Source organism: Halohasta salina, assembly GCF_024178165.1.
Taxonomy (GTDB): Archaea; Halobacteriota; Halobacteria; order Halobacteriales; family Haloferacaceae; genus Halohasta; species Halohasta salina.
In genome coordinates, this window is the sequence record NZ_JAMZIE010000001.1 from 15,477 (window position 1) to 32,326 (window position 16,850).

The 16,850-nt window shown below is 66.1% G+C and carries 13 protein-coding genes; 5 read left to right on the forward strand and 8 right to left on the reverse strand.

Features of this window, described 5'->3' with window-relative positions:
• Nucleotides 1-131: 131 nt before the first annotated feature.
• Nucleotides 132-3,362 carry a carbamoyl-phosphate synthase large subunit gene (carB, locus tag NKJ34_RS00115; RefSeq protein WP_253736231.1) on the forward strand — a complete coding sequence of 1,077 codons (3,231 nt, stop codon included), beginning with the start codon at nt 132-134 and terminating at the stop codon, nt 3,360-3,362.
• 216 nt (nt 3,363-3,578) lie between these two features.
• Here the strand turns inward: carB and NKJ34_RS15850 are convergent, their stop codons facing one another.
• Together NKJ34_RS15850 and NKJ34_RS00125 are read right to left on the reverse strand one after the other, a co-directional pair.
• Entirely contained in the window at nt 3,579-5,315 is a 1,737-nt protein-coding gene (locus tag NKJ34_RS15850; protein ID WP_253736232.1) for a methyl-accepting chemotaxis protein, read from the reverse strand.
• A 482-nt stretch (nt 5,316-5,797) separates the two neighbouring features.
• Nucleotides 5,798-6,622, reverse strand: a complete 825-nt coding sequence (locus NKJ34_RS00125) for an NAD(+)/NADH kinase (RefSeq protein WP_253736233.1) — start codon at nt 6,620-6,622, stop codon at nt 5,798-5,800.
• A gap of 171 nt (nt 6,623-6,793) precedes the next feature.
• Between NKJ34_RS00125 and NKJ34_RS00130 the strand changes: the two genes are divergently transcribed.
• On the forward strand, nt 6,794-8,335 hold the full coding sequence (locus tag NKJ34_RS00130) for a KaiC domain-containing protein (protein ID WP_253736234.1): 1,542 nt from the start codon (nt 6,794-6,796) through the stop codon (nt 8,333-8,335).
• On the opposite strand, the gene NKJ34_RS00135 is transcribed toward NKJ34_RS00130, so the two are convergent.
• Both NKJ34_RS00135 and NKJ34_RS00140 read right to left on the reverse strand, forming a co-directional pair.
• Entirely contained in the window at nt 8,332-9,084 is a 753-nt protein-coding gene (locus NKJ34_RS00135; protein WP_253736235.1) for a hypothetical protein, read from the reverse strand. The two genes, NKJ34_RS00130 and NKJ34_RS00135, sit on opposite strands and share 4 nt — an antisense overlap.
• The gene (locus NKJ34_RS00140; RefSeq protein ID WP_253736236.1) at nt 9,081-10,448 is read right to left on the reverse strand and encodes a serine/threonine-protein kinase; all 1,368 of its coding nucleotides are present in this window, start codon (nt 10,446-10,448) and stop codon (nt 9,081-9,083) included. Before NKJ34_RS00140 ends, NKJ34_RS00135 begins: the two co-directional genes overlap by 4 nt.
• A 175-nt stretch (nt 10,449-10,623) precedes the next feature.
• On the opposite strand from NKJ34_RS00140, the gene NKJ34_RS00145 reads away from it, so the two are divergent.
• A complete protein-coding gene (locus tag NKJ34_RS00145) occupies nt 10,624-10,899 on the forward strand; it encodes a UPF0058 family protein (RefSeq protein WP_253736237.1) in 276 nt (91 codons plus the stop codon).
• Here the strand turns inward: NKJ34_RS00145 and NKJ34_RS00150 are convergent, their stop codons facing one another.
• From NKJ34_RS00150 to NKJ34_RS00160, 3 genes are all read right to left on the reverse strand, one after another.
• Complete coding sequence (locus NKJ34_RS00150; protein ID WP_253736238.1) at nt 10,900-11,610, reverse strand: type I 3-dehydroquinate dehydratase; 711 nt, start codon at nt 11,608-11,610, stop codon at nt 10,900-10,902.
• A 102-nt stretch (nt 11,611-11,712) separates the two neighbouring features.
• Complete coding sequence (locus NKJ34_RS00155; protein ID WP_253736239.1) at nt 11,713-12,147, reverse strand: FAD synthase family protein; 435 nt, start codon at nt 12,145-12,147, stop codon at nt 11,713-11,715.
• A complete protein-coding gene (locus NKJ34_RS00160; protein ID WP_253736240.1) occupies nt 12,144-12,620 on the reverse strand; it encodes a Mov34/MPN/PAD-1 family protein in 477 nt (158 codons plus the stop codon). Before NKJ34_RS00160 ends, NKJ34_RS00155 begins: the two co-directional genes overlap by 4 nt.
• Nucleotides 12,621-12,726: 106 nt before the next feature.
• Here NKJ34_RS00160 and han point away from each other — a divergent pair, with 106 nt between their 5' ends.
• Nucleotides 12,727-14,625 carry a Hef-associated nuclease gene (han, locus tag NKJ34_RS00165; protein ID WP_253736241.1) on the forward strand — a complete coding sequence of 633 codons (1,899 nt, stop codon included), beginning with the start codon at nt 12,727-12,729 and terminating at the stop codon, nt 14,623-14,625.
• Here han and NKJ34_RS00170 read toward each other — a convergent pair whose 3' ends face one another.
• Nucleotides 14,626-16,248, reverse strand: coding sequence for a phospholipase D-like domain-containing protein (locus tag NKJ34_RS00170; RefSeq protein ID WP_253736242.1), 1,623 nt, complete (start codon nt 16,246-16,248; stop codon nt 14,626-14,628).
• 86 nt (nt 16,249-16,334) lie between these two features.
• Here NKJ34_RS00170 and NKJ34_RS00175 point away from each other — a divergent pair, with 86 nt between their 5' ends.
• Complete coding sequence (locus NKJ34_RS00175; RefSeq protein ID WP_253736243.1) at nt 16,335-16,814, forward strand: DUF456 domain-containing protein; 480 nt, start codon at nt 16,335-16,337, stop codon at nt 16,812-16,814.
• Nucleotides 16,815-16,850 lie beyond the last annotated feature (36 nt).

The window sequence follows — 16,850 nt, forward strand, 5'->3', positions numbered from 1 at the left end:
GTGCCGACACCGCCGGGCGGGACAGTGCCGTGCATGGTATGGTACCTCATCGCTTTCGAAATTCGGAAAATAGCTACGTATCTCGCAATTTATCGTCGGCCTTATTACGATGAACGCACTCCGGGCGCATAATGAGTACCGACAGCAGTTCGGGTGTCGCTGACTCCGCGGCCGAAGAGCGTACGATTCTACTCATCGGCAGTGGACCGATCCAGATCGGCCAGGCCGCCGAGTTCGACTACTCGGGGGCACAGGCCTGCCGAGCCCTCCAAGAGGAAGGCGCACGCGTCGTGCTGGTGAACTCCAACCCGGCGACGATCATGACCGATCCCGAGATGGCCGACGAGGTCTACATCGAGCCGATCAACACCGAAGCCATCGCCGAGATCATCCGGAAGGAGAACCCCGACGGCGTCATCGCCGGGCTGGGCGGCCAAACCGGGCTCAACGTCACCGCCGAACTCGCCGAGGAGGGCGTCCTCGAAGAGTACGATGTCGAGATCATGGGAACGCCGCTGGATACGATCTACGCCACCGAGGACCGCGATCTGTTCCGCCAGCGGATGGAGAAGATCGGCGAACCGGTCGCCAAGTCGACGACCATCTCGCTCGACGAGGACGAATCGGTGACCGACTTCGACGAGGAGACGTTCCGCCAGCATATCCGAGACGCCGTCGACGAAGTCGGTGGCCTTCCGGTCATCGCCCGAACGACCTACACCCTCGGTGGCTCGGGGTCGGGCATCGTCGACGACTTCGAGAAGCTCGTCGAGCGCGTCCGCAAGGGGCTGCGCCTCTCGCGGAACAGCGAAGTCCTCATCACCGAGTCCATCGAGGGCTGGGTCGAACTCGAATACGAGGTGATGCGGGATGCCGACGACTCGACGGTCATCATCTGCAACATGGAGAACATCGACCCGATGGGGATCCACACCGGCGAGTCGACGGTCGTCACCCCCTCGCAGGTCATCCCCGACAAGGGCCACCAGGAGATGCGCGACTCCGCGCTGAAGGTCATCCGCGAACTCGGCATCGAAGGCGGCTGTAACATCCAGCACGCGTGGCGCGACGACGGCACCCCCGGCGGCGAGTACCGCGTCGTCGAGGTCAACCCGCGTGTCTCCCGGTCGTCGGCGCTGGCCTCGAAAGCCACTGGGTATCCCATTGCGCGCGTGACCGCGAAGGTCGCCCTCGGCAAGCGCTTGCATGAGATCACAAACGAGATCACCGGCGAGACGACCGCGGCCTTCGAGCCGGCGATCGACTACGTCGTCACCAAGGTCCCACGGTGGCCCATAGACAAGTTCGAGGACGTCGACTTCGAGCTGACGACGGCGATGAAATCGACCGGCGAGGCGATGGCCATCGGCTCGACGTTCGAAGAATCGTTGATGAAGGCGCTGCGCTCCTCGGAGTACGACCCCGCCGTCGACTGGAACACGGTCGACGACACGACGCTGACCAGCGAGTACCTCGAACGCCCCTCGCCGGACCGCCCATACGCGATGTTCGAGGCCTTCGACCGCGGCTACACCGTCGAGGAGGTTATCGACATGACGGGGATCGAGGAGTGGTACGTCGAACGGTTCAAACGCATCGCCGACGCGGCCCAAGCGGCGCAAGACGGTGAGTTCACGCCCGCAGCAACCGCCGGCTACACGAACAACGAGATCGCCGAACTCCCCGACGGCGGCGTCGACGTCGATGCCGTCGAGCAGGAGGTCCCGGGCCGCAACTACAAGCAGGTCGACACCTGTGCCGGCGAGTTCGAGGCCGAGACGCCCTACTACTACTCGGCGCGGCTCCCGGAGTTCCACAGCGGCCCGCTGGTCGGCGATAAGGCCGCCGGCGAACTCAAGATCGACGAGGAGGTCGAAAGCGTCGTCGTGGTCGGCGGTGGCCCGATCCGCATCGGGCAGGGCGTCGAGTTCGACTACTGTTCGGTCCACGCGATTCAGGCGCTCCGCGAGTTGGGGATCGAGGCCCACGTCGTCAACAACAACCCCGAGACGGTCTCGACCGACTACGACACCTCAGACGGGCTGTTCTTCGATCCGATCTCGGCCGAAGAGGTCGCCGACGCCATCGAAGCGACGGGCGCCGACGGCGTGATGGTCCAGTTCGGCGGCCAGACCTCCGTCAACATCGGCGAACCGCTGCAGGACGAGATCGACCGCCGCGGGCTGGATTGTGAGATCATGGGGACCACGGTCGAGGCGATGGATCTCGCCGAGGATCGCGACCGGTTCAACGAACTGATGGACGAGATGGGGATCGTCCAACCGAAGGGTGGCACCGCGACCTCGAAGCCCGAGGCGCTGGAACTGGCCCACGAGATCGGTTACCCGGTCCTCGTCCGCCCGAGCTACGTGCTGGGTGGGCGTGCGATGCGTGTCGTCCGCGACGACGCCGAACTCGAACGCTACATCGAAGAGGCCGTCCGCGTCTCGCCGGACAAGCCGATCCTCGTCGACCAGTTCCTCGACGACGCGGTCGAACTGGACGTCGACGCCGTCGCCGACGGCGAGGACGTACTGATCGGCGGCATCATGGAACACGTCGAGAGCGCCGGGGTCCACTCCGGCGACTCGGCGTGTATGATCCCGCCGCGGTCGCTGAGCGACGAGACGCTTGCCCGCGTGCGCGAAGTTACGGAGGACATCGCCACCGCGCTGGAAACGGTCGGGTTGCTCAACGTCCAACTCGCGGTCAAGGGCAGCGAGGTGTTCGTCCTCGAAGCGAACCCGCGGTCCTCGCGTACCGTCCCGTTCGTCTCGAAGGCCACCGGCGTCCCGATCGCCAAACTCGCCGCGAAAGTGATGACCGGCACGACGCTCGATGAACTCGCGGTCGACGAACAGATCCCCGAACAGACCAGCGTCAAAGAGGTCGTCCTGCCGTTCGACCGACTGCAGGGATCCGATCCGCGACTCGGCCCCGAGATGAAATCGACCGGCGAGGTGATGGGCAGCGCCGATTCGTTCGGCAAGGCCTACCAGAAGGCCCAGGATTCGACCGGCAAACCGCTGCCGACCACGGGGACGATGGCGCTGGATCTCTCCGCCGAGGTCTTCCCCGACCCCGACTCGACGGCCGGCGAGGAACTCGCCGACGGCTTCGGTGAGTTCTTCGCGTTCAGCGACGCCGTCGACCTCGTCGAGGCCGCCCGCGCCGGCGATCTCGATCTGATCGTCTCCCGTGACCGCGAACTGCTCGAAGTCGCGGTCGAAGAGGAGATCACCTACTTTTCGACACCTGACAGCGCCGAGGCCGCCCTCGAAGCCCTGCGAGCGGCCGACGAACCGATCGATGTCGTCTCGATCGCCGACCGCCCGAAACGGGTCGAAGAGTGGGGCAAGTAGACGGCCGCTAACTCACGCGTTCAGACATCCGCGGCTCCCCCCCACCGAGCGACACGATCACGTCGTCGCTTCAATAGTCGACCGACGACAGAACAGTTCCGTCAGGCGTTTGCAGTGTCTACTTAAGCAGCGTTCCGGCCGTTCCAGCACTCGCCGGACTCCCCACGCCTCTTGGGACCCACCTCACGACAGCCGATCTCGCCGTCCGGACGGGAACTACCGCTGTTGATCCTGACCGCCGTCGGTCGTCACGGGGGTTTTCCCACCTGCTTCGGCGGCCGTTCGATCCGTTCTCGCAGTAGTCGTGGTCTCGAAACTGGCAGCCTCGTCGTGAAGTTCTGTAGCCCGTTCCGCGAGCTGTTGTACGCTTTCTGCGACTTCCGCGAGCGTCGCCGCCTGCTCTTCGGTCGCTGCCGAGACGGCTGCCGCGTCGGTAGCCGTCTGTTCGCTCAGTGTCAGTGCCTCGTTGGCCATTGCTGCCACCTCTTCGGACGATGCTGCCTGATCGTCGGTGGCACCGGATATCTCGGCGATGCCGCTTTCGGCCTCGGATACCGTATCGGCAATCTCGTCGAAGATCTCGATCGTCTCGTCGATAGTCGAGGCCCCCTCGGCGACTTGGGTAGTCATCTCCTCGATACTGGTTACGGTCTCGTCGGTGATCGATTGGGCCTCCGTGATCTGCTGTTCGATCTCGTCGGTCGCCGTCGAGGCCTCCTCGGCCAGTGATTTCACTTCGTCGGCAACGACCGAGAACCCTGCGCCGGCCTCACCAGCCCGTGCCGCCTCGATCGATGCATTGAGTGCGAGCAGGTTGGTCTGGTCGGCGATCTCGTCGATCATGTTCACGATGTTGCCGATTTCAACCATCTTCTGATCGAGCGCGTCGACCTGTTCGGCTACCTCACGTGCCTGCACTTCGATCGTATCTACCTGTGCCGTTGCCTCCGCAGCGTACTCCCGGCCAGTATCGCTCCGCGCAACCGCCGTGGTTGCCGTTGCCGACACTTCCTCCGAGGAGGACGCGATTTCTTCGATCGTAGCCGACATGTTGCTCATCTCGTCGGCCACGCTTCCCAGCTGCTCGGTCTGTGTGTCGGCACGCTGTGATACGTCCTCGACCGATCGAGCGACGTCCTCGCCCGCCTGCTCGATCTCACTGACGCTCACTGTCGCGTCTTCGCTCGCTTCCGAGACTTCGACGGCAAACGATTGGATCTCAACGATCGTCTCCTCCCATTCGTCGACCATCTCGTTGAACGAGTGTGCGATCTCCGCCATCGCCTCGTTGTCGACGTCCTCGTCGAGTCGTTGTGTCAGGTCGCCGTCGGCGCAGGCAGCAATGACACTGCCGTACGAGTCGGCCAGTTGGGTGTTGAGTTCCGCCATCCGTTCGCGTTGTTTTTCGACCTGTCGGCGTTGTTTTTCGGCTTCTTGACGCTGTTTTTCGGCCCTCGTGCTCTCCCTTTCGATGTCGTCTTTGGCTTGCTGCACCTCCGCGAGTTGGGCTTCGACCTCGTTGCGTGCGACCGCCAACGACTGCCAATTAATCAGGATCGCCACCGCAAGCATGCTGACGAACACAGCGTGTACCCCGCCCCAGACAACAGGATTCGACATCGCTGCGGGGTGGTTGTACACGGTAAACCATTCGATGAGGCCGAACACACTGTGTTGTGTTGCGACGTAGCCGATGGCGACCCCGAACGGAACCCAGTCCTCGTACAGCGCAACGACACCCACACCGACGAAATAGAGGAAGTGTGCTTCGATGAAGCCGCCGGTGAAGTACGCTAACACCGCAGCGGTCGTCATGAATGCGAGCGAAGCAAGCGAGGTTCGTACCTTCCGCGGGAACACCGGGACAACGGCTGCACCGAGGAGCACTGCGACGATCCCAACCCCGACCACGGAGTGCACCAGCGGGATCGCGGGGAGTTCCGCCCCGGTCACCGACTCGACTCCGGTAAGACGACTGATCGCGAAAATAATTGGCAGTAGGAGGGCAGTGACCGTGAGCACGACTCGATGTCGCCTCTCGAAGGCGCTGTCCGAGATCCGACTCCCGTCCGGGATGTTGGAAACGAACTGGCGTATCTTCACGCCAAAATCACTATTATTATTGAAATTCACATGGACATGAAATGAGCCCATGAGCTTAACTCTATGGCATGTATGGGAAAATATCACAAGTCATTTTTGTAATTTGTTCAATTAGAATAAAATATCACAAAACGGGAATCCGGGACTCACCGTGCATACATTCCGTAGGTGGCTGTGTCACACGTGGTCACTCACGGTCGATTCGCGCGCGAAACCGCACAACTACCCGAGGAGACGCCGTTCGTGGCGGTGTCACTACCCGAAGGGACCTCGCTCGTGGCGGTATCGCTACACTGACCGCGGTGTTCATCGACAGGTTCGCCGGTCGTCAGTCAGGAGAGTTTGCCGAGGGCCTCGAAGAAATCCGCCGCCGGCCCGGCCAGTCGCACCGGCGGCTCGGTCCGTGAGACGGTGATCTCGCGGGGCACGTCGAGTTCGTGCGGTCGACGCCCGTCGCTGACGACGACGATGTGGTCGGCGTCGTCGACCCGGACGGTGATCTCGCAGTCGCCGTCGACGACCAGCGGCGGCATCGCCTCGGTGCCGGCCATCTCGGTGACGATCAGGCCGTCGATCGAGGGGTGGACCAGCGGCCCGCCCTCGCTGAGGTTGTAGGCCGAACTCCCCGTCGGCGTGGCCATCAGGATGCCGTCGGCGTGGCCCGCCGTGTAGTCCGAGCCGTCGACGTCGACGTCGAACGTCGCGCCGCCGCCGTGGCCCCGCCGACCCGTGACGACGATCTCGTTGACCGCCGGGACGCTCTCGAAGCCGTCGCTTTCGGCGGTGAGCCGCGGGGCCTCCCGAATCTCCGCGTTGTCGGCCGCTATCGCGCCGACCTCCTCGCGGACGGCGTCGACGGCCCCCTCCGGCCGGACGGCGTTCAGAAAGCCGACCTCGCCGAGGTTGATCCCGAGGATGGGCGTCCCGCCGGCTCCACGGGCGGCGAACAGGAAGGTGCCGTCGCCGCCGATCGAGACGACGAGGTCGTAGGCGTCGAACCCCGCGACGCTCGCAGCGGCTGCGGGGTCGCCGATCGCGGCCGCGGTCGACTCGTCGAACCAGCAGCCGACGCCGTCCTCGCCGAGGGCCGCCCGGAGTTCGGCCGCCAGCGCCGCCGCCCGGCTGTTGTTCCGCTGTGCAACGATTCCGACCTCCATGCAGTCGCCGTCGAGAGCCGGGGGCAAAAGCCCTCCGTCACCGCCCGATCCGGGTGACGGGAACATTCATAGTTCCGGATTGTTTTGATCGTGTATGGATCATCAACCACTGCGCTCGGTTCGTTCGTCGGAGCCGCCGGCACGAGCCCGCAGTCAGGGGGGTGAGACACGATGAGCGGCGACTGGTTCGAGGAGGCCCTCGAAGATATCGACGAGGACGCCGACGGTGAGCCGGTCGACCGCGATCCCGACGAGTCGTCGATCAAGGACGCCTTCGACGTCGATTCCGACACCGACGCGGACGCAGCTACCGACAGCGAGGACGAGACCGGCCACACGGCCGCCGACGCTCCGGCGTCGCCCGACGAGTTCGACGCCGACACCGACCGCTCGGAGGCGACGGGGTCGGTCGATCCGTTCGGGTTTGATGCCGACGACGCGGACCGATCGACCGAGACGGACGACACGGATCGATCCGGCGAGCCGGCCGATCCCGACGCGGACTCGACCGACCCCTTCGGCTTCGGGTCCGGGAATGGAGACGACGCGGGGCCGGCGGGCAACGGTGCCGGCGAGGGGGACCGCCCCGAGCCGTCGCCGGCCCAGTCGGCCGAAGAGTTCGGATTCAGCCTCGACGACGGGGCCTCGACCGATGGGTCGACAGTCGACGCGCCGACCACCGACACGCCGACCGCCGACACGCCGACCACCGACGCGCCGACCGCCGACACGCCAACCACTGACGCGCCGACCACCGACACGCCAACCACCGACGCGCCGACACCCGAGTCCGATGGACCGGCCGCCGGCGGGTCGACGCCCGACGCCGTCTCGGAACCCGGCGCCGACACCGGCGGCGCGGACGACCCCTTCGGCTTCGGCACCAGCGCCAGCCAGTCGGTCGGCGGTGGCGGCGATCAGCCCGACGATGACTTCGGCTTCGGCGGGTTCGGCGGCGGTGGCGGTGGCGGCGGCCCGGCCCCCGAGGAGTTCGACGACGAGGAGTTCGACTCCGATATCGACCGGATCGACCTCGGGATCGACGGCCTCGACGAGATGATCCTCGGCGGCGTCCCCGAGCGGTCGCTGATCGGTATCATCGGCGGGGCCGGGACCGGCAAGACGACGTTCGGGCTCCAGTTTCTGAACGAAGCGCTCGAAAACGGCGAGCGCGCGGTCTTCATTACGCTTGAACAGACCGAAGAGGCCGTCTTGTCGACCGCCGAGGAGAAGGGGTGGCCGTTCCGCGAGTACGCCGACTCCGGCCAGTTGGCGGTGGTCGTCCTCGATCCCGTCGAGATGGCAAACAGTCTCGCCAGCATTCGGGGCGACATCTCCCGGCTGATCCGGGAGTTCGGGGCCTCGCGGCTCGTGTTGGACTCCGTGTCGCTGCTGGAGATGATGTACGACCACCCGGCCAAGCGCCGCAGCGAGATCTTCGATTTCACCCGGTCGCTGAAGGACGCCGGCGTGACGACGCTGTTGACCTCCGAGGCCAGCGAGGACTCCTCACACGCCTCCCGGTACGGCGCGGTCGAGTACCTCACCGACGCCGTCTTCGTCCTGCGGTACGTCCGGACCTCGAACTTCGAGGAGACCCGGCTGGCCATCGAGATCCAGAAGATCCGGGACGCCAACCACTCCCGAGCCACCAAGCCCTACGACCTGACCGACGAGGGGATGAGCGTCCACCGACAGGCCAACATCTTCTAAACAGTCGTGTCGGCGACGTTCTGTTTGAGCCGTGTGGTCAGCACCAGCAGGAACGTGACGCTCATCACCGTCAGCACGACTGCCAGCGACTCGACGATCGCCGGCTGGACGCCGACGACAACGCCGACCTCGACCGCACTCGCCCCGCCGGCGCTCAGGAGAACGGCGATAATGTAAGTCAGCATCGTATCGAGGACCGTCCGGGTCGACATCGCCGCTCCCCTGATTCGGGTGGCAAACGAGACGCCGTAGGCGGTAAACCCGATGCTCGCGGCCAACTGGACGACGAGGCTGACGTCGATCAATCCGAGCAGGATGATCGCCATGAACTGCAGGAAGGCGACGAACAACAGCCCTGCCTCGATGTACCGGATGTACTCGATCGACACCGGCAGCGACGTGGTCCGGTCGCCGGTGTGCTGTGGGGATTCGAAGTACAGCTCCCGCATCGCCAGCGCGAGGAAGATAATGAAAAACAGCTGACAGAGCCGTCGGAGCGCGCCGAGGAAGCCGATATTGGCGCTTCCGACGTCGGCGGCGGCCAACACCTCGCCGGTGCCCGTGATCGCATACAGCCCGCCGGCGATCCCCGCCAGAATCACGTACCCCCACATCTCCGAGTGGATCGTCCGTCGACGGGCGTTCTGGGCGGTGTAGTAAGCCAGACTGGCCGAGGCGACGCCCAACAGCAGGTAGGTCGTCAGTCGGGTGACGACCACCGTCCCCGTGGGATCCTCCAGCAGCGTCACGCCGACCCCCTCCCGAGGGCGCGTCTGAGCTCGGTCTGGAAGTCCCGCACCGTGTCGTACCGATAGAGCTTGGACTTCCGCAGGGCCTTCGCGAGCACCGTGTCGACGGCTTCGGGCAGGTCGTCGGCGAACTGGCTGGCCGGCGGCGGCTGCTCGGTGGCAGCCTTGCGGAGGACGATTCCGGGCTGGTCCTCGAACGGGAGCCGGCCGGCCAACAGTTCGTAGACGATCAACCCGAGGTGGTAGATGTCGGTCGCGGCGTCGATGCCGCCGTACTGCTCGGGGGCAGCCTGCTCGGGGGCGGCGTAGCGCGGCGGCACGCCCATTGGCAGCGCCGTCAACTGACACAGCAACCGGGAGATCCCCCAGTTGCTCACCTTGGGGTAGGCCCACGCGCCGTCCTCGTAGGTCCGGCTGAAGATCACGTTTCGCGGGGTGAGTCCGCTGTGGATCACGCCCGCCCCGTGGGCGTGACAGACCGCGTCGACGACCCGGTCGGCGATCCAGCGGGCCTCCCGTCGGGAGAGCGACCCGAGCCGCTCGCTGAGCCGTCGGCCCTCCTGATACTCGACGACGAACCATGGGCGGGGGATCGTCCCGTGGGCGACCACCGGGACGATCGCGTCGTGGCCGTCGATCGACTGCCACTCGTCGAGCGTCTCGGTGAACTCCGCGTCGAACGCCGACGGCGCGGGGTGCCGCAGCTGTTTGAGCAGCGCCGTATGCGTCGCGGTATCGGTCTCGTAGGTCACCTGCCAGAGCTTGACGTGGCTGCCGGCCCCTTCGGTGGCGACCGGCTCGAAGGCTCCCCGTCTGACGTCGACCGCCGGCGGCGTCGGCGGTGGCTCTCGCGGCGGATGGCCGCGCTGTGGCTCCTCGCCGGTGGTCGGCGTCTCGGTCGACTCCGACGAGGGGGCGACTGCGCCCAGTCCTTCGTACTCGGTGGCCGCCCCGGCGGTCATGGTGACGTTCCCCTCGCCGGAGGGTTCGAACCGTTCGAACGCCGAGATAATCCGTTTTTCTGCCCCGTCGTCGTCGAGTTCGAACTCCTCGATGGCCTCTCTGACCAGCTCCGGATACTCCGATTCAACGTAGCCAAGCGCCCGGATAATCTCTCCGTGGCGCGATTCGGGCTCGCTCTCTAGCAGCGATGCCAGCGCTCGCACGGAGCCGGCGACCGCCTCGGGGGTGACCGAGACGACGAGCCCGAGTGCCCACGAGGCACTCAGCCGCACCGTCTGGTCACGGCTCTCGAAGAGGTCGAGCATCCGAGAGACCTCCTCGGTACCGAAAGACCCCGGCTCGACTATCGCTCGGCGAAGGATCGTCTCCGCGGTCTGCTGGTCGGCCCCCGATACATCCATTGATTTATCAAAGCATTTTGTCGTTTATAATTTCTCTGCAATCGACTAACCGGTCCGAGCCGACATCGGTCCGAAACGCGTTTCCGTCTCTTTCGGGTAGTAGACTGTTCCTACCTCCGGTCTAGGGGATACGTACCACCGAGGGTTTAGGTACCTTGCGAGCCAATACCATACCGTGAAGAAAACCGAACTCGTCCATCTCCATGCGCTTTTGGTACTTCTCTCCGAGCGGGTCGTAGACCGGGGGTTGGTCGACCGGTCGTACTTCGCGCCCTACCGGGATCTCGGTGTGACGCCGGTGTCGTTTCGCGCGCGTCGGGACCGCCACGAGGAGGCCGTTCTTCTGCTGGCCGCACTGCTCGCGGCGGCCGTCAGCGACGAGTACGACCCCCCACCTGACGTCGACAGCGTGCGCTCGGAATCCGATCCCTCCTCGGCCTCCTCGCCTTGACTACCGGTCGGCCGATAGGTCGTCGACAAGCCGCCGGAGCGTCGCCAACTCGTACTGGCCGGGGGCGGTCGCCCCCGCGGGGTCGACCGGGGCATACCCGATCGCCGAGCCGTAGACCGGCGCGACCGCCCGGGTGTGTTGGCCCGCCGAACCCATCGCCATCGTGGCGACGGTCCAGCCGGACTCGACGGCCCGATGGGTCGCCGTCAACACGGCGAGGGCGTCGCTTCGGTCGGTGGCGGTCACCGCGAGCTTGCCGACGTCGCCCTCGTCGCTCGCCCGCTCCAACAGGTCGACCAGTCCGTCGACCGACGGCGTCGACTCGAAGTCGTGGATCGAGGCGATGACCGCGATGTTCGCCTTGCGGGCGACGTCCCGCAAGCTGCGGACCCGCTCGGTGTCGGCGGCCGCGACGGTCCCGTCGAGCGCGCCGCATTCGAGGTCGACGGCGGCCACCGCCTCGTGATCGAGTGCGGCTTCGAGCGTATCGAGGCGCTGGGATTCGTCGTCGGCCTCGCCGCCCTCCCACGTAGCGCGGTTGGTGACGATCAGCGGGAGTTCGCCGTCGTAGGCCGCCAGCTGGTCGAGCGGGTCGGTCGCCATGTCCATGCGGAACTCTACGGCATCCGCGTGCTCGCGGGCCGCGGGCTCCGCCGAGAGGTCGTCGTTCGCCGCCGCCAGCACGAACGCGTCGAAATCGAGCGTCGACATACCACTCCCTTCTCGGCGACCCGCAAAACAACACCGTTAGGCAGTGACTACTTATCAAGGAGGACAGTCAGCCGCGTTGTTCGAGGATCCGCGCAGCACCGGTCAGCCGCGCTGTTCGAGGATTCGGTCGACGATCCGCCCCGTCGACAGCAGTTCGTCGGGATGGTCCTCCCGTGGGGTGGCGCGTTCGACCCGGCAGTCGAGGCCGCGCTTACGGAGGGCGGTTCGAATCCCCTCGGCGTCGTGGTGTTGATCGTAGCCCAAGACGATCACGTCGGGGTCGATCTCCTCGATGGGGACGAAGATGTCCTCAGGATGGCCGATTCGGGCGTGGTCGACGACGTCCAGCGCCCGCACCATCTCGACGCGCTGACGGTCCGAGAGGACCGGCGGGGCCTTGTGGGTGACGTTGCTGCGGCGGGCGACGATGACGTGGAGGTCGTCGGCGTGGCTGGCGGCGTCTTCGAGGTAGTGGACGTGGCCCGGATGCAGGATGTCGAAGGTGCCCTGGGCGACCGCTCGCGTCGACCTGCTCATAGCTCCTCGTCGATGTCTTCCTGGGTGAAGTCGAAAAACTGCTCTTCGGGGAGTGGGACATCGAGCACGTCAAGCGAGCGTGGGTCGCCGCTGCTGTCGAAGACGCGCCAGTCGCCCCATTCGTAGGGCGCGCCGATGATGATGTGGACGTCGCCCTTGTGGAAGGTGCCGAGATCGGCGTCGCTCGGCCGGAGGACGCCGTTCGGATGGGAGTGGACCGAGCCGACCGCCTTGATGTCGTTGGGGACCATATCGCTCCGGACGGTTGCGCTCATCGGGTCGGAGACGGTGCCGGGGATGACCAGCACGTCGGTGATGACCTGACCCTTCTTTTCGAGGCCGAGTTTGCGGGCGTCTTCGGCCCGGAGAAAGCCCATGTACTCGTTGGGGTGGGTCTCCTCGGAGGCTTCCAGCGCGAACTCCATGGTGTCGCGGGCGATGCCGAGGATCTCGCTCGATCTGAAGAGCCGCATTGGCGAATCTGGGTCCGGCGTCCATCTAAGCGTTCCGACCTGTCGACCCCGTCGGCGGCAGCGGCGAGATAACAAGCTTAACACGTCGGTCGCCCAAACGGGGGGTATGACCGACGATACCGCCGGGGAGTCCGGCGAGCGGGACGATTCGCGTCCCGTCGTCTACGATCTCGCGCCCGACTGCACGCTTGCAGACGTCGAAGTTGGGGCGAACTATCACGCCGTCGTCAACGGTGTCGTTGCCTACGGCGTGTTCGTCGACATCTCCGACTCCGTCTCCGGCCTTGTGCACGAATCGAACCTCGACCGGGACTACAGCGTCGGCGACCGCTTGGTCGTCGAACTCGAAGAGCGAAAGAAAAACGGCGACATCGCCTTCGACGTCCCCGACATCGAGAACTACCGCACCGAGGTCGTCGACCACGAGCCCGACATCACGCCGATCGCCGACCTCGAAACCGGCAGCGAGGCGACCATCGAGGGCTCGATCGTCCAGATCAAACAGACCGGCGGCCCGACGATCTTCCACGTCAACGACGGCACCGGCATCGTCAGCGCCGCCGCCTTCGAGGCCGCGGGCGTTCGGGCCTACCCCGAAGCCGAGATCGACGACATGGTTCGGATCTCTGGCGACGTCGAAACCCACCAAGACGTCCAGCAGATCGAGGCTGACTCGCTTGCGGTCCTGGAGGGTGAGACCGAAGCCGCGGCCCGCGAGGCCCTTGACACCGAACTCGCCGACCGCGCGGCGGCCGCCGACATCGAGCCGCTGATCGAGTGGCCCGCCTTCGAACCCGTGTTCGAGGAGCTGAAAGCCGTCGCCGAACTCCTCCGGGAAACCGTCTTGGAGGGTCGACCCATCCGCGTCCGGCACCACGCCGACGGCGACGGGATGTGTGCGGCCGCGCCGGTCCAACTGGCGCTCGAAAACCTGATCGCCGAGGTCCACGGCGACCCCGAAGCCCCGCGGCACCTGTTCAAACGGCTGCCGAGCAAGGCCCCCTACTACGAGATGGAGGACGTCACTCGTGACCTCAACTTCGCCCTCGAAGGGCAGGAACGACACGGCCAGAAGCTGCCGTTCCTCCTGATGCTCGACAACGGCTCGACGGAGGAGGACGTCCCCGCCTACCAGAACCTGACCCACTACGACATTCCGATCGCGGTTATCGACCACCACCACCCCGACCCCGAGGCGGTCGACCCGCTGTTGGACGCCCACGTCAACCCCTATCTGTACGGCGAGGACTACCGCATCACGACGGGGATGATGTGTGTCGAACTCGCCCGGCTGATCGACCCCGAAATCAGCGCGGATCTCGAACACGTCCCGGCGGTTGCGGGGCTATCGGATCGCTCGAAGGCCGACGCCATGTCGGACTACGTCGACCTCGCCGACGCGGCGGGCTACGACCGCGAGCATCTCGAAGACATCGGCGAGGCACTCGACTACGCCGCCCACTGGCTCCGCTACAGCGAGGGCAAAACCCTCGTCACCGACGTGCTCGACGTCGGCTGTGACGACCCCGAGCGCCACGCCGAACTCATCGCGTTCCTCTCGGAGCGCGCCGAACGCGACATCGACCGCCAGCTTGAGGCGGTCGAGCCGCACGTCGAACACGAACGGCTCGACTCGGAAGCCCACCTCTACCGCGTCGACCTCGATAACTTCGCCCACCGATTCACCTACCCCGCGCCCGGTAAAACCACCGGCAATCTCCACGACCAGAAGGTCACCGAGACCGGCGAGCCCGTCATCACCATCGGCTACGGGCCGGACTTCGCTGTACTCCGCTCCGACGGCGTCCGGCTCGACATCCCGCGGATGGTCACCGAACTCAACGAGGAGCTACCGGGTGCTGGCGTCTCCGGCGGCGGCCACCTCGTCGTCGGCTCGATCAAGTTTGTCAAGGGTCGACGCGAGTCCGTGATCGATCTCTTGGTCGAGAAGATGGCCGAAGCCGACCTCGACGAGTCGCTGTCGACGGCCGCACCGCTGGAGTAACTACCGGCGTCCGTTCGCCGCGAATTCGAGTCGACGTTTCAGCGCCAGTACGGTCCCGCCGGCGGCACCGACCGTGACAACGAGGATCCCGACCGGCAGTTCGCGGGTGCCATCGCTCGACCAGTCGCCATCGAACACCTCGGCGTAGTAGTCGGCGACCGCTTCGTCCTCGATGGCGAGAGCCACCTCGCGGTTGTTCTGGAGGGAGTTGTCGTTCCAGTTGAGGCTGCCGACGACCGCGGTGTCGTCGGCGACGATCCCCTTGGCGTGGATTTTCCCGAACCGGCCGTTGCCATCGGCGAGTCGGATTTCGAGATTGTCGGATCCTTCGGTTTGCTCCCGGAGCCGCGCCGCGAGCGCGTCGTTTTCATCCTCGTTGTACCACTGGCTGCCCAACAGGATCCGGACGTCGACCCCCCGATCGGCCGCCCGCATCGCCGCTTCGAGCAGCGGGAACTCTGCGCTGCCGATCGACGGCTGGACGATCAGCAGGCGGTCGTCGGTCTCATTAATGAGCTCGGCGAGTTCCGCGTCGACGTTATCGGGTGCAGCCAGCACCGTCACCGACTCGGCCGTGGCGGTCATCGGCGGATGATTCTGGGCATACGATCCCGTCGACGCTTCCTTCTCGGTTGTTTCGACGGTCGACCGGAACTCGGACCACCGGACCGTATCCTCCCATCCTGCGTCGTGGGTGAATACGGCCGCGAGGTCGTCGGCCGTCCCGCCGTCCTCGACGGTCACGCCCCAGCCGCGGTTGTCCGCGCCGCCGGTGCCGGAGGGTTTCCAGTTCTCGGTGAGGACGACCGCCCGGTCGTCGACCACGGCGTACTTGGCGTGGTGGTAGCGGAACCGCGCCCGCTCGCCGGTCATCGCCCGGACCTCGACGCCCGCCGTCGAGAGTTCGTCCAGCCGGTCGGCCTGTCGGGTCGACATCCCGCCGACCGGATCCCCCTCGACGAGCACGCGCACTTCGACGCCACGGTCGTGGGCGGCGATCACCTCGTTGACGACCCGCTCGGCGGTCAGCGTGTAGGCCGCCAGATAGAGTCGGCGGTCGGCGTCTCCGATCGCCGCGATCGGGGCCTCGGGGGAGTCGGGCAACACGAAGGCTTCGACACTGGCCCCGTCGGTGGTCGCGGGCCCACGGGGGCGGAAGCCGGCGGGCTGCCAGTGGGGATCCCGGTCGCGGTGCCACCGCTGGCTCTCGGGGGCGTCGTCGTAGCTGACCCGGTCGACCACCCTGCCGTTTCGCCGGAGTTCGAGCGTCTCGCCGCCGACGGCCAGTTGGAACGAGCCGCCGGCCGTGACGGTCGTCGCGTTCGTGTGCTCGGCCGTCCGTTCGGGGTGGCGCGTGACGGCGAAGACGCCCTCGCGGTCGGGGAGCCGGGCGGTTCCCTCGCCGTCGGTCACTGTCCAGTTACCCGACCGGTCGAGGTCGACGGCGACGTACTCGCCGTGGTTCTGGGGGGTCGTCGGGTTCGGGTAGAGTTCGACGATCCGGCCCGCGTCGGCCCCTGCGTGGCTGCCGTGGGCGGCGGCCGTGCCGCCGGCTCCAAGCAGGACGACGAGGGCGATCACGGTCGCGACGGTCAGTCGACGATGGTCGGTGCGAGGACTCACAGGCCGACTCGACGCGTGTTCGTATAAAAATCTCGGGCGATCGGCGCCGACGTGGCGCTTATATCGCCGCCGGTCGACTGTCGGGTATGGTCGAGGTGGTGTTTCTGGTGGCCGTGGCGGTGTTGATCGCCGCCGTCGTCGGCAGTCTGGTTCCGCTAGTCCCGTCGGGGCTGGTCTCGCTGGCGGGCGTCTGGTTCTACGTCGGCTTCGGGAGCGAGCCCGTGGGGCTGCTGGCGGTGGCGAGCCTGACGCTGGCGGGGATCGTGACGGTCATCGTCGACCAGTTCGGCGGGCCGATCGCGGCCCGCGCCAGCGGCGCGTCGACCGAGGTGACCGTCGCCTCGGCGATCGGCGGCGCGCTCATGCTGTTCGTGCTCGGTCCCGTCGGGATCGTCGTCGGCGTCGTCGGCACGGTGCTGTTGTTGGAACTCCGGCGAGGGACCGACCCACCGCAGGCCGTCCGACGGTCGCTGTACACTGCCGCCGGCGTGCTCGCGTCGTCGGTCCTTCAGATCCTGCTCACGCTGTCGATCCTCGTCGGCTTCCTCGTGGTCGTGATCGTCTGAGACGCGGTGTCGTCGTCCCCGGATCAGGTCCCGTCG